The following is a 13,615-nucleotide window of genomic DNA, read 5'->3' on the forward strand; positions in this document are numbered from 1 at the left end:
GCTAGATTGTTTTCAAAAATGGGACATGTGTAATAAAAACAAAGGAAACTCATGAAAAGCATCTATCTAAGACTCACGGCTGGGGTCTTTTTGGCCAGTTTAATTGGTTGTCAAAATAACAAAATAAATAGCCCTGACGAACACATTGTAATGCAACTTCAGCAACGAGCACTGAGCTCAGATCTTGCTTACGATTTGGTTGAATCACTGACCGTCGAAGTCGGACCGCGACTCGCCGGTAGCGAAAAAGACCTCATTGCGGTGCAGTGGGCTGAATCTAAACTTAAGACGCTTGGCTTTGATAAAGTCTATAAAGAACCAGTACAAGTACCGGTATGGCACCGTGGCGAAGCAAAAGCATCGATTGTAGCGCCTTTCCCTCAGCCATTAGTCATCACCGCTTTGGGCGGTAGTATATCAACTCCAAAAAATGGCATTGAAGCCAATATCATCCGCTTTGATAGTTTAGCCGCACTGCAAGCCGCCTCAACTAACGATGTCGCAGGTAAGATTGTATTTATCGACCAGATCACCGAGCGCCATATTACTGGTAAGGGTTATGGTAAAAGTGTCGGCGGACGCTCAAAAGGCGCGATTGCAGCAGCAGAGAAAGGCGCTTTAGCCATTATGATCCGCTCTATTGGAACGGATCACGACCGCATGGCACATACTGGCATGATGAAATATAAAGATGGCGTTGCCAAAATTCCAGCTGCAGCAATGTCGAACCCTGATGCCGATCTTATTAATGCAATGCTTAAGCGTGATGCAAATATCACAATCAACCTGATGTTGACGGCACAAAACCAAGGTTTTGCCACTTCATACAATGTCATTGCTGAAGTCACCGGTTCTAGCAAGCCCGACGAGATAGTACTTATTGGCGCTCACTTAGATTCTTGGGACGAAGGTACTGGCGCGATTGATGATGGTGCTGGTGTGGCTATTGTCACGGCCGCGGGCAAGCTAATTCAAGACTTACCAACAAAACCTGCTCGGACCATTAGAGTCGTTTTATATGCAGCTGAAGAACTCGGTTTAGTTGGCGGCAAAGCTTATGCCAAAGCCCATAAGGCCGAGTTAGATAAGCACTACATTGCCGCCGAGTCAGACTTTGGTGCTGGTAGGATCTATCAGATCGATTATAGAGCCAGTGAAACCGCTTATACCGAGTTATTAGCCCTTACGACACCTATGACTAATAATGGTGTTGCCTTAGGCAATAACAGAGCATCAGGAGGCCCTGATGTCTCGATGTTACCTTCACAAGGGGTGCCAGTAGCCTCATTAAGGCAAGATGGGAGCGATTACTTCGACTATCATCACACTCCAAACGATACTTTAGACAAAATTGAGCCCGCTGCGCTTCAGCAAAATGTTGCCGCATATGCGCAGTTCGCGTACTTAATGGCGCAGTCAAAAATTACTTTACGCCCCATTACTGTCAAATAATCGCGATTAACCCAACAAAAAAGCAGCCATTAGGCTGCTTTTTTTATCGGCTATATACTACCGCCAACTACTGCTCTTCTCGCAAGAATACCGGGGCACTTACTGTTGAATCTGCTTCACTGTAACAATAGCCAGCGCTATCAAATTTTATCAGTGCATCTAACGTATCGACTTTGTTATCTAATAGGTAACGCACCATCATACCTCTGGCTTTCTTAGCAAAAAAGCTAATAACCTTGTATTGGCCATTCTTTTTATCTTTAAAAACAGGAGTTATAAGCGTTGCAGTTAACTGTTTATGCTTAACGGCTTTAAAGTACTCATTTGACGCTAAGTTAATAATGAACTCATCATTTTGGGCGTCTGTCGTCTGGTTGAGCTCATCGGTGATGATATCTCCCCAAAACTGATACAAGTTAGTGCCTCTACTGTTACCCAAACGAGTTCCCATCTCTAATCGATAGGCTTGCATCAAATCGAGTGGTTTCAACAGGCCATAAAGACCCGATAGGATCCGCAGCTGTTGCTGCGCTTTTTGAAGACTCGCCTCAGATAATGTATCGGCATCAAGCCCGGTATAAACATCACCACGAAAAGCAAATATGGCTTGCTTAGCATTCTCCGGGGTAAAATTAGGCTGCCAACTACCAAATCGAGCAACATTTAAGCCTGCTATTTTATCGCTAACCTTCATTAACGATGCAATATCGCTCGGGGTTAATTCACGGCAGACATCAATCAGCAATTCACTTTGCCTCAACAACGTCGGCATTGAATAACGTTCAGTACCCGCTGGGTTTTCGAAATCTAACGTTTTTGCAGGTGAAACCAAGATTAACATTATGATGTCCTATACAGAGATATTCTTAAACTGAGACAATCATACTGATCAAAAACAAAAAAACCACGCTTATAAAGCGTGGTTTTTTAGATTGTGTTAATTCAATTTACCGCACCGAGCGGTTAATCCTATATTAAGATTTGTTTGCAATAGGCTCATCATTAGTCCATTCACCCGTTTCAATCCCCTTTATTTCTGGGAATTGACTAGCATCAAACGTTGGAGAAACACCTGCTTTTATTTGACGTTCGTAATCTTTCACTACCGCAAAGGCAACCTTAGAAAGCAACACTATCGCAGAAATATTTACCAGCGCCATTAACCCCATTGATACATCGGCAAAGTTCCACACCAGTTGCAAAGAGGCCACTGAACCTGTCATCACCATCGCCAATACTAGGACACGGAAAACATACAGCACCTTTTTACTTTTAGTCAGGAACATAATGTTGTTTTCGGCATAGCTATAGTTAGCAATAATTGACGAGAAACAAAACAGTATAATTGCGAATGCAATGAAGTAAGCAGACCAACCACCAAGCTCGTTACTTAGTGCCAATTGCAATAGACCAATCCCCTTGTGCTCACCAGGATTGTCTAACACACCTGACAACAAAATAATCGCAGCAGAAGCAGTACAGATGACGATGGTATCGACAAATACACCGATCATTTGCACAAAACCCTGTGATGCTGGGTGATTAGGGTTTGGTGTAGCTGATGCAGCAATATTTGCCGCGCTTCCCATACCCGCTTCGTTAGAGAACAAGCCACGTGCAACACCGGCCATCATCGCGCCCATCGCGCCACCAGCAGCTTCCTCCCAACCAAAGGCACTTTTAACAATCAGTGTTAGCGCTGCTGGAACCTGCTCGATATTCAATACCAATACCGCAATTGCTACTGCTAAATAAGCAACAGCCATTACCGGCACAATCAATTCAGATGCGCGAGCGACTTTTTTCAAGCCACCGCAAATAATATATGCAGATGCCATCACAATCACTAAACCAACAATGGTTTTATCCAAACCGAATGCGTTGTTCAGCGCGTCGGTCATGGTATTAGCTTGTGCGGCATTGAAGGCAAAACCGAAAGCGATAATAAGTAGAATAGAAAACAAGGTTCCCATCCATCTCTTACCTAGGCCTTTCTCCATATAATACGCAGGTCCACCACGATACTGACCTTCATCGTCTTTTACTTTATAAACTTGTGCTAATGTTGACTCAATAAATGCAGTCGCCATACCGAGCAGCGCAATCAGCCACATCCAAAAAATCGCACCCGCACCACCAACAGTTATCGCAACGGCGACTCCCGCCATGTTACCGGTGCCTACTCTTGCAGCCATCGATGTACAAAAAACCTGAAAAGAGGAGATACCATTCACTTTTTCACGGCCTTTAATCACTAATTTGACACCGTGGCCAAATAATCTGAACTGAATAAAACCTAGACGAAAAGTAAATAGCACACCCGCTGCCACTAATACATAAATTAGTAAGCTTCCCCACAGTAGGCCATTGACAGCATTGACGGCAGATTCAACTGCATTAATTAACGGTTCAAACATAATTATTCTTTATCCCCATGACAAACATAATCAAGCGCTTTCACTCTGGATTAGGTTTGGCTTGTATTTTTCCTTCCTAAAGTATTTAAATGACAACAGATTTTCTTTTCGAATTATCCTATACGTGATTAAATTACCACCACGCCTGCCGCATTCCGCGCTGCAAAATAGCATAGCATTGGTTCAACCCTGAGTGATACAGGTCACATTTCATCATTTAGCTGACAACCGAATCACACAAAACGCCAAGCATACTCAATATAATTAACTAAATTAACATGGCAATCACATCTAACTTTACTACATTAATTAGTGCAAAAAACTTTCTATAAATACGATACAGGGCACATTTTTGTAATAAAGTTACAAATATAGTATGTCATATAGAATTTGTTTAACTTTATGATTACCAAACGGGGTTGTTTATGTCACATCAACAAGAGATCGTTTCCTTAAAGAAATTTGTTAGAGCAACAAACTTTCTAGCGACATCACAAATTTACCTAAAGCAAAACGTACTACATAAACGTGCTTTAGCGCACACAGACATAAAACCAAGATTACTTGGTCACTGGGGAACTTGCCCTGGTATTAACTTTGTCTATGCTAACGTTAATAGATTAATTGCTAAGCACAATCGTTCATTCGTTTACCTTGTTGGTCCAGGTCATGGTTTTCCTGCAGTACAAGCTAACCTGTTTATGGAAGGTTCGTTAAGCCACTTCTATCCTGAAACTATTCCTTATAATGAGGAAGGTATCACGGACATTTGTCAAAAGTTCTCTGCGGCATATGGTTATCCTTCTCACGCAAACCCAGAAGCTCCGGGACAAATTCTTGAAGGTGGCGAACTTGGCTATTCTCTGTCCGTCGCTTGGGGCGCAGTGCTTGATAATCCAGATTTGATTGCAGCTTGCCTCATTGGTGATGGTGAATCAGAAACAGGTCCTCTTGCTGCATCTTGGTATGCAAACCGTCTCGTATCACCAAAGAACAATGGTGCTGTTTTACCTATTGTTCATATTAATGGCTATAAAATTTCTGGCCCTACCCGTATGGGAAGAATGGACCATGAAGAACTAGACCTTGAGTTCCGTGGTCTTGGTTACCACCCGATTATTGTTGATGATCAGCTTGAAGAAGACGTTTACGAGCAGATGCTAGCAGCGATGGACTTGTCATATAAAATGATTAATGACATTCAAACTCGCGCAAGATCTGGCGAAGATGTTGTTAAGCCTCGCTGGCCTGTCATTTTAATGCGTACCGCTAAAGGCTGGACTGGTACTGCTGAATATGGCGGTAAAAAATTAGAAGGTAACTGTGAATCTCACCAAGTTATCGTCAACAAGTGTGCTACAGATAAGGGCCACCTTGACGCGCTTAACACTTGGTTAGGCAGCTATAAGTTCGATGAGCTATACAGCATCAACGAAAAAGGCGAACTGATTTTTGACAAAGATATTCTGTCATTAATGCCACCAAAAGCGTTAGCTTGTGGTCGTCAACACTTAAGCTACGGTGGTGAAGTGGTTCGCGCTTTAACCAATCCAGATCTTGAAAAACTCGCTTATGGCGCTGAAACACCACGTGGTCAACGCGGGCTGTCAATGTTCAAGATGGGTGAATGGATGCGTGATGCATTTAAACTCAACCGTGACCAACGTAACCTGCGTATTTTCTGTCCTGATGAGACCTATTCAAACCAACTGCAAGCAGTGTTTGAAGAAACTGATCGTGCATGGCAGTGGCCTATCGAAAGCTGGGACGAAGATATGTCTCGCGACGGTCGTGTCATTGAGTTGCTATCTGAAAACTTACTCTTCGGCATGCTCCACGGTTATACGGTAACGGGTCGTCACGCGATGTTCCCAACCTATGAAGCGTTCTCGCAAGTTATTTCATCAATGGCTGACCAATATTGTAAGTACGTTTATGCAAGCCAAGGTGTACATTTCCGTAAACCAGTGCCGGCATGTAACGTAGTATTGTCTTCGCTGCTAGAGCGTCAAGATCATAATGGCTACTCGCATCAGAACCCATCTTTCTTGGGCGCAATGTTGGAGAAGCATCCTAAGATCATCTCTGCTTACTTACCAGCTGACGGTAACAGTACTTTGGTTTACACCGAACGTGCTTATGCCGATCGTGACAAGCTCAACATCATCGTTGCTGGTAAGAAAGATCTACCACAATGGTTAACACTAGATGAAGCTCGCAGTCAGGCTAAAGACGGTGTCATGGTGTGGGACTTTGCTTCAGACGAGAACCCAGATGTGGTGCTTGTTGGTTGTGGTGATTACGTTACTCAAGAAGCAATGGCTTCACTGGTACTGATCCGCGAACTATTACCTCGTGTACGCATCCGTTTCGTCAGCGTTACCGAGCTAACCAGCAGCGGTTTGGGTAGCTTAAAATTCCAAAGCAAGCCATGGTTAATGGACGAAGTGTTCACTGCTGATAAAGGTGTTGTCTTTAACTACCACGGATACCCGAATACCATTAAGAAACTTGTATTCGATTACAAAGGTAGTGACCGCTTTAGAATTAAAGGCTATGAAGAGGAAGGTTCAACGACGACTCCATTTGATATGGGTGTTCGTAATGGTACATCGCGTTACCACCTCGTTATCGACATGGCGTACAAACTGTTCCAGCAAAGCGTTATTGACGAAAGCCAACATATCGCTATAACCACAGATATGCTGCAACGTCTGGTTGACCACAGAAACTATATCAAGGCTAACGGTGTAGACCCTATAAGCATTGAAAACTGGGTGTGGACACGATAAGACCTTAATCAGGTTAGTGTATTTAGACTAAATAAAAGGGTGCTTTCCAACGAAAGCACCCTTTTTTCTTTTAACTTAAGTATTTATATTAACAATAAAGTGGAAAATGTCACATTTGCGGTTGATAATAGTGATAGCTAGCTATAAAACCAAAGGATCTCCGTAATAAGTGCTAGCACTGCTTAAGTAATGAGTAGACGGGGAGTTTTATAATTAAAACATAAGGATTTCCGAATGATGAACAAAACTTTACAAGCAGTTCTACTCACCTCAATGCTACCTTTTGCCGCTAACGCCGCAGACGGCATGAGCCCATGGTATGTCGGTGGCGGTGTCGGTATTAACAACTACGAGCCTAATTGCGATCAAAAAACCATGAAAACCTGTGGTAAAGATGATCCGTATGCCTGGGATGTTTTTGCAGGTTTTCTTTTTAATGATTACTTCGGTGTCGAGTTGGGTTACCGCGATCTCGGCCGTGCTGAATGGGTCGACTATTCAGACAAACTCAATGATGTTGGTGCTAAAGGAATGAATTTAGGTCTCGTAGCATTCTGGCCTTTCGCCAATCGCTGGAGTTTATCAGCGGAAGCAGGTGCCCTAAACTACCTTATGTCTAACAATAAGAACTACGGTAGCGAGTATTATAGTGACAGCGGCGTCGCCCCATACGTTGGCGCGGGTATTGGTTATAACATTACTGATAATTTAAAAGTCCAAGCTAAATATCGTCGTTATGAAAACCTTGACGAAGATAAGTGGAAAACACTGGAGATGGAAAGTAACTACTGGGGACTTGAACTCAGTTATCGCTTTGGTAGCAAAACAAAACCTATCGCTCCTGTAGCTGCCGTTATCATTGCCGACTCAGATAATGACGGTGTAAATGACGATATGGATCAGTGCCCCGATACACCATCTACTCATAAGGTTGATGCTAACGGATGTACAATCTACCAAGAAGCTGAAGACAAATTCGAAATTGAAGCTAAATTCGATAATAATTCAGCGACCGTAAAAGAAGCATCTTACGGGGATATTAAAGATTTAGCCGAGTATATGAGTAAGCATCCAAATGCCGAGGTTACCATTGCAGGTCATGCCTCGAATATGGGGAAGGCTGACTACAATATGGACTTGTCTGAACGCCGCGCTATTGCCGTCGCTGATGTGTTGATCAACGAGTATGGTGTTGCCCCCGGTAAAGTGTCATCTAAAGGTTATGGCATTACTCGACCTTTAATTGAAGGCAGCTCTGTAGAAGCCAATCAAGCTAACCGCCGTATTGACGCGCATGTTACAGGTACCGAAAAGGTTCCTGTATTGAAATAAGTCGATATCATTATGTAGCTATTTACGTCAGTTATTGAGTAAATTGCCAAATTTTGCTCACAACGGTTACTGTTGTGAGCATTTTTTTGTTCAAATACCAGCGACCGTCACTATAGCCGCCTACTAATGTTTAAGGCGATGACTTAATATTTATGCCAATTACTCACGTCTAAAGCTAATGTTTAATAAAACAGCAAGAATTAGACGCTAGAATTAGTAGCTATATTACCAAAAAATGCGCATTTACTGATTTTTTACAACTTTTCTGTAATTTTTTTTCATATTTAGTTGGAATGATCATAAAAATGGCTTTTAATACCTGCTAATTAACCATCAAACTTATGCTGCTCATTGAGAAGGATGTAATTCACATGGCCAACACTTTAGAACAACTTAAACCCATCACAACCATAGTTGCGGATACTGGTGATATTGAAGCCATAAAACGTTACCAGCCAGAAGATGCCACTACAAACCCATCTTTAATCCTAAAAGCATCGCAAATTCCTGAATATAGTAGCCTAATTGAAAATGCTATTGCTTGGGCAAAAAGCCAAAGCAATGATGTTGCGCAACAGATTGAAGATGCCGGTGACAAGCTAGCCGTCAATATCGGTCTAGAGATCCTAAAAATTGTTCCGGGTCGTATTTCAACAGAAGTTGACGCTCGTCTCTCTTTTGACAAAACTGCCTCAATCGCAAAAGCCCATAAACTCATCAAACTTTATCAAGAAGCAGGTATTGATAAATCACGTATTTTGATTAAGTTAGCTTCTACATGGGAAGGTATTTGCGCAGCGAAAGAACTCGAACAAGAAGGCATCAACTGTAATCTAACGCTACTTTTTTGCTTTGCTCAAGCGCGTGCATGTGCTGAAGCGGGTGTTTATCTCATTTCGCCCTTTGTTGGCCGCATTCTAGATTGGTACAAAAAAGATACTGGTCTTGAGTATTCAGCAAGTGAAGATCCGGGTGTTGTTTCTGTCACTAACATTTACAACTACTACAAACGTCATGGTTTTAATACCGTCGTTATGGGTGCAAGCTTCCGTAACACTGGTGAAATCATTGAACTAGCAGGCTGTGATAGATTAACCATTGGCCCTGCATTATTAGAAGAGTTATCTAATAGCAATACACCGATTGTTCAAAAACTACTTCCAGCAACAGAAATGGTTGCAGCAGAGCCAGCAATGTCTGAAGCACAATTCCGCTGGGCGTTTAATGAAGAACCTATGGCTGTAGAGAAGCTAGCTGAAGGGATCCGTAACTTTGCAATTGACCAAGGTAAACTCGAAGTCATGCTAAAAGCAGAACTAACGTCTTAATGAAGTAGGACTACTAAAATGACCGAACTGACTCAGCTTGCTAGTTGGCAAGCGCTAGCAAAACACAGTACAACAGTGCCGCATATGCGAGAGCTGTTCCAGCAACAACCACAGCGATTTGACGATATGTCGACCAAGGCATGTGGACTGCTTTTAGATTACTCTAAAAATAGAGCTTCAACAGAAACTCTGTCACTGCTGTTTGCATTGGCAAAAGAATCTAAGCTTGAAGAAAAAATCAAAGCAATGTTTGCTGGCAACATCATTAATAATACCGAGCAACGAGCGGTGCTTCATACCGCATTGCGAGCGCCAAAAGATAAGGTTATTCATGTTGACGGTGTCAATATTGTGGCTGAAGTTCAGCAAACCTTAGACAAAATGGAACGCTTTGTTCGCTCGGTAACGACTGGTGAATGGAAAGGCTACACCGGCAAGACTATTACTGATGTTGTGAGTATTGGAATTGGTGGGTCATTTTTAGGTCCTAAGATAATCTCTCAAGCCCTGCGTCCTTATTGGACAGGTCAGTTAAATTGTCATTTTGTTGCAAATGTTGATGGCACCTCAATTACTGAAAAGCTTAAGGGACTAGATCCTCAGACAACGCTGTTTGTTATGTCATCTAAGTCTTTTAGCACTCAAGAGACGTTGACCAACACCCTTAGTGCAAAAGAATGGTTTTTGACCCAAGGAGCAACGCAAGCGGATGTTGCTAAACACTTTGTTGCTGTTAGCTCTAATGTTGCTAAAGCCACTGAGTTTGGTATCGATGCAAGTAATATCTTCCCGATGTGGGATTGGGTTGGCGGACGTTACTCACTTTGGTCGGCGATTGGATTACCTATCGCGCTATTAGTCGGAATGGACCACTTCCGTGAGTTATTAGCCGGTGCACATGAAATGGACAATCATTTTATGCAAACACCGTTAGAGAACAATATGCCCGTCATTATGGGGCTATTCTCCTTATGGTACGGCAACTTCTTTAATGCTCAATCTCATGTTGTGCTCACCTATGATCACTATTTGCGAGGGTTACCCGCTTACTTCCAGCAGCTTGATATGGAGAGTAACGGTAAATCAGTCACGCTCAACGGTACTGACGTGGACTACAGCACTGGACCTGTAATTTGGGGCGGTGAAGGGACCAATGGACAACATGCTTACCACCAGCTTTTACATCAAGGTACCGCACTTATCCCTGCCGATTTCATTATGCCACTTAACAGTCATAATCCACTCGGTGAGCATCATGTGCAACTTGCCTCTAACTGTTTTGGGCAAACCCAAGCATTAATGCAAGGTAGAACCTTTGATGAAGCATTAGCTGAACTTAACAGTAGTTCACTATCAGACAGTGACAAGCAACTTATTGCTCAGCATAAAGTGATGCCAGGTAATAAGCCAAGCAATACCTTGTTAATGGATAAGCTAACACCTTCGACATTAGGCGCCCTTATTGCGTTATATGAGCACAGAACCTTTGTTCAGGGTGCGATATGGCAGATTAACTCTTTTGATCAATGGGGAGTTGAACTAGGTAAGCAATTGGGGAACGATGTTCTCGACAGGCTAACCGCCAATACCGACGCCACCGATTTAGATACATCGAGCAATGCGTTAATTAATATATTCAAACAGCACAAAATATAAGCAAACAGTACACGATTACCATTCCTTTATAAAAGCCAGTTTCGACTGGCTTTTTTAGTTTTCACAGCTAGCTACACCAAAAAACATGATTTTGATTCATGTTTATCAGCCATATATCATTTCAACCAACATTAAAACTTCACCTCCAGTTAACATAAATGAAACATTTATGTTGCACTATGCTTGAAAAATATGCTATTTATTTGAAGACAAAATAAACTATAGGAGGTTGCCATGAATAGACTTGATTATGGTAGTGCGCTAGATAGTATCGTTGAGAAGCCTACAAGCCGCTCAAAAAGCTCCAATAAAAAGCGTAAGTGGCGCGAAATTGAAGCGCTAAAAGAAAAATATCGTTTGCTTAAAGAGCTGCAAGATATGGACAACGGCTTTGACGGTGAATTAGACAGCCTCCTAATGTAAACAAGTAAACTAAAAAGAGCGCATATAGCGCTCTTTTTGATCCTAGCAACATCGTTAATCGGCTATTTCAATATACTCTTTTAGTTCCTCAAACAGCACATTGTCACTTTCACTAAATAACGGATCATCAATCAGCCTTGCATCACACATCTTCACCACCGTTTTCCAGTCCTCCTCAGTAATCACATCAGACCATTTTGGAAATACCGTCGACTCCTCAAACTCCATATGCGACAGCTGCAGTTCAACGTAACCTTCTAAGTCGCTGACGAGCTGCTCTTTAGACACCACCACATCACTTAGAATTAAATTGAGTGTCGCCATTAAAGATGCCGACGAATCAACCAACTTTCTATGCTCCGCAGTTAATGTTTCATTAATATGGGCTCTGCCTAACTTGTTCCAATAAAACTCTGAGATCACCTCCTCTAATGGGTGATGGCTGTGCTCAGCATAGCTTTGCATATATTCAACAATATCGCGGACTAAGTTATAGTTAATCCCCTCACCTGCCGCTAGCTTAATGTGTTTTGTCTTTAAAATCTTAAGCAAAATACCAATATGCTTGTGATCGTGCATCAGTCTGGCTAGCATAGTTTTCTCCACCCAAATTCGCCCCACTAGATACAATATTAGTAAACAGTACGAATAACGGCCAACTATAACAAAAAGAGAATGTGTATCATCGTGACAGAGATCAACAAAATCAGACTAATTTACAACCACTTATTTACCCAATATAGAGACTAGTACCGTTGAAACTAATGTTGTCAGGCCGTCAGCTGAATTAATCAACAAAAATACAGGAAGAAACAATGCAACCGAACTACTTTATAGGCGCACATGTTAGTGCCTCTGGCGGCATAGCAAATGCTCCCACAAATGCTGCCGCTATCGGCGCTAACGCTTTTGCGTTATTTACTAAAAATCAGCGCCGCTGGGCAAGTAAGGCGCTAGATGAAAAGCAAATAACGCTATTTAAAGAAAACTGTCACAAAGCTAACATTTCAATGGATGCTATTTTACCCCATGACAGCTATCTGATTAACTTAGGGCACCCAGATGATGAGCTACTCACTAAATCACGTGAAGCTTTTTATGATGAAATCGCCAGATGTGAACAAATAGGTTTAACCCTGCTTAATTTTCACCCCGGTAGCCACCTAAGACAAATTGACACCGATAAATGCCTCACGCGAATAAGCGAGTCGATAAACTTAGCACTGACGCGTTCAAGTACCGTGACTGCGGTGATCGAAAATACTGCAGGCCAAGGCTCAAACCTGGGTCATAGTTTTGAGCAACTCGCTCAGATAATTGACGGCGTTGAAGACAAGTCACGCGTCGGAGTTTGTATCGACACCTGCCATATGTTTGCTGCAGGGTATGATATTCGCAGTCAGATAAGCTGTAAGGCCGTTTTCGATGAATTTGATGAAATTGTTGGTAATCAATATCTCAAAGCCATGCATTTAAACGACAGTAAAACAGGACTTAACAGCCGCGTTGATCGTCATGAATCTCTGGGTAAGGGGGAAATAGGGGCAGAAGCGTTTGCGACGCTAATGACACTTGACGCTGTTAAGGGTATTCCGCTCATTCTAGAAACAACCAGTGCTGAGCTGTGGCCTGAAGAGATTAATTGGCTACGCAGTTTAACTAAAGCACCATGAATACGAGGCTAATACAGATGATTACATTAGGCATTTATAGATAACCGCAACCACTTTAGTTGGCTCGCCTAAGTCGATTTGTAACCAAACGATGTGTGTTCCTTCGAGCTCTTCACCCTGCTTTATAGCACTTAGTTTGGCATCTTCGAGCGCATTTTCTCCGTGTCCTATGCCTCTAACCATTGCAAAGCTATCGCAGTGGGTGACTTCAAAATCGTATGCTTCATTTATCCTGTGGTACAGCTGAAATTCTTCACTGGCACAACCACTTAACAAACTGAGTAACAATATACTGACGACAAAACGTAACACAGATACGACACCTTTTATAAAAACTGCGCCGCACAATATAAAATATCTTGAGTAAACAATGGGATCTAAGTCACGCTAAAGTAGATCTAACTAATACATTCCGCCCCATTTGTTAACAGCCACAACGAAGCTCAATGACATTGCAGCAGCAACCTCACTCCAAAGTCGATAAAAAAGCACATAAGCCACACTTTCACCACAAAAAAAGAGAAGCTATAACAGCTGCTCTT

At 42.4% G+C, this 13,615-nt stretch carries 11 protein-coding genes; 7 read left to right on the forward strand and 4 right to left on the reverse strand.

The window, feature by feature from the left end; genetic code table 11:
- Positions 1 to 51 precede the first annotated feature (51 nt).
- Positions 52 to 1,452 carry a M28 family metallopeptidase gene (locus tag CXF82_RS10790; protein ID WP_101090443.1) on the forward strand — a complete coding sequence of 467 codons (1,401 nt, stop codon included), beginning with the start codon at positions 52 to 54 and terminating at the stop codon, positions 1,450 to 1,452.
- A 67-nt stretch (positions 1,453 to 1,519) separates the two neighbouring features.
- On the opposite strand, the gene yaaA is transcribed toward CXF82_RS10790, so the two are convergent.
- On the reverse strand, positions 1,520 to 2,293 hold the full coding sequence (gene yaaA / locus CXF82_RS10795; RefSeq protein ID WP_101090444.1) for a peroxide stress protein YaaA: 774 nt from the start codon (positions 2,291 to 2,293) through the stop codon (positions 1,520 to 1,522).
- Between the two features lie 133 nt (positions 2,294 to 2,426).
- Positions 2,427 to 3,869 carry an alanine/glycine:cation symporter family protein gene (locus tag CXF82_RS10800; protein WP_101090445.1) on the reverse strand — a complete coding sequence of 481 codons (1,443 nt, stop codon included), beginning with the start codon at positions 3,867 to 3,869 and terminating at the stop codon, positions 2,427 to 2,429.
- A 425-nt stretch (positions 3,870 to 4,294) separates the two neighbouring features.
- On the opposite strand from CXF82_RS10800, the gene CXF82_RS10805 reads away from it, so the two are divergent.
- The 5 genes from CXF82_RS10805 to CXF82_RS10825 all read left to right on the forward strand — a co-directional run bounded on the left by CXF82_RS10805 (position 4,295) and on the right by CXF82_RS10825 (position 11,400).
- On the forward strand, positions 4,295 to 6,661 hold the full coding sequence (locus CXF82_RS10805; RefSeq protein WP_101090446.1) for a phosphoketolase family protein: 2,367 nt from the start codon (positions 4,295 to 4,297) through the stop codon (positions 6,659 to 6,661).
- Positions 6,662 to 6,895: 234 nt separating this feature from the next.
- The gene (locus tag CXF82_RS10810; protein ID WP_102038305.1) at positions 6,896 to 7,993 is read left to right on the forward strand and encodes an OmpA family protein; all 1,098 of its coding nucleotides are present in this window, start codon (positions 6,896 to 6,898) and stop codon (positions 7,991 to 7,993) included.
- 371 nt (positions 7,994 to 8,364) lie between these two features.
- Positions 8,365 to 9,321 (forward strand): transaldolase, encoded by a 957-nt coding sequence (tal, locus tag CXF82_RS10815; RefSeq protein ID WP_101090448.1) that lies wholly within the window; start codon positions 8,365 to 8,367, stop codon positions 9,319 to 9,321.
- An 18-nt stretch (positions 9,322 to 9,339) separates the two neighbouring features.
- Positions 9,340 to 10,977: a glucose-6-phosphate isomerase gene (gene pgi, locus CXF82_RS10820; protein ID WP_102044189.1), complete on the forward strand. Its 1,638-nt coding sequence runs from the start codon at positions 9,340 to 9,342 to the stop codon at positions 10,975 to 10,977.
- Positions 10,978 to 11,211: 234 nt separating this feature from the next.
- Positions 11,212 to 11,400, forward strand: a complete 189-nt coding sequence (locus CXF82_RS10825) for a DUF3545 family protein (RefSeq protein WP_101090450.1) — start codon at positions 11,212 to 11,214, stop codon at positions 11,398 to 11,400.
- 54 nt (positions 11,401 to 11,454) lie between these two features.
- Here CXF82_RS10825 and CXF82_RS10830 read toward each other — a convergent pair whose 3' ends face one another.
- Positions 11,455 to 11,994: a hemerythrin domain-containing protein gene (locus CXF82_RS10830; protein WP_180960998.1), complete on the reverse strand. Its 540-nt coding sequence runs from the start codon at positions 11,992 to 11,994 to the stop codon at positions 11,455 to 11,457.
- Between the two features lie 221 nt (positions 11,995 to 12,215).
- On the opposite strand from CXF82_RS10830, the gene nfo reads away from it, so the two are divergent.
- Positions 12,216 to 13,073 carry a deoxyribonuclease IV gene (gene nfo, locus CXF82_RS10835; RefSeq protein WP_102044190.1) on the forward strand — a complete coding sequence of 286 codons (858 nt, stop codon included), beginning with the start codon at positions 12,216 to 12,218 and terminating at the stop codon, positions 13,071 to 13,073.
- 21 nt (positions 13,074 to 13,094) lie between these two features.
- On the opposite strand, the gene CXF82_RS10840 is transcribed toward nfo, so the two are convergent.
- Complete coding sequence (locus CXF82_RS10840; RefSeq protein ID WP_101090453.1) at positions 13,095 to 13,385, reverse strand: hypothetical protein; 291 nt, start codon at positions 13,383 to 13,385, stop codon at positions 13,095 to 13,097.
- Positions 13,386 to 13,615: the final 230 nt, after the last annotated feature.

The organism is Shewanella sp. GutDb-MelDb, assembly GCF_002836075.1.
Taxonomy (GTDB): domain Bacteria; phylum Pseudomonadota; class Gammaproteobacteria; order Enterobacterales; family Shewanellaceae; genus Shewanella.

Bases quoted from the DNA above. Each gene is read 5' to 3' on its own strand.
- CXF82_RS10790 (WP_101090443.1), top strand. From the start codon at position 52: ATGAAAAGCATCTATCTAAGACTCACGGCTGGGGTCTTTTTGGCCAGT.
- yaaA (WP_101090444.1), bottom strand. From the start codon at position 2,293: ATGTTAATCTTGGTTTCACCTGCAAAAACGTTAGATTTCGAAAACCCA.
- CXF82_RS10800 (WP_101090445.1), bottom strand. From the start codon at position 3,869: ATGTTTGAACCGTTAATTAATGCAGTTGAATCTGCCGTCAATGCTGTC.
- CXF82_RS10805 (WP_101090446.1), top strand. From the start codon at position 4,295: ATGTCACATCAACAAGAGATCGTTTCCTTAAAGAAATTTGTTAGAGCA.
- CXF82_RS10810 (WP_102038305.1), top strand. From the start codon at position 6,896: ATGATGAACAAAACTTTACAAGCAGTTCTACTCACCTCAATGCTACCT.
- tal (WP_101090448.1), top strand. From the start codon at position 8,365: ATGGCCAACACTTTAGAACAACTTAAACCCATCACAACCATAGTTGCG.
- pgi (WP_102044189.1), top strand. From the start codon at position 9,340: ATGACCGAACTGACTCAGCTTGCTAGTTGGCAAGCGCTAGCAAAACAC.
- CXF82_RS10825 (WP_101090450.1), top strand. From the start codon at position 11,212: ATGAATAGACTTGATTATGGTAGTGCGCTAGATAGTATCGTTGAGAAG.
- CXF82_RS10830 (WP_180960998.1), bottom strand. From the start codon at position 11,994: ATGCTAGCCAGACTGATGCACGATCACAAGCATATTGGTATTTTGCTT.
- nfo (WP_102044190.1), top strand. From the start codon at position 12,216: ATGCAACCGAACTACTTTATAGGCGCACATGTTAGTGCCTCTGGCGGC.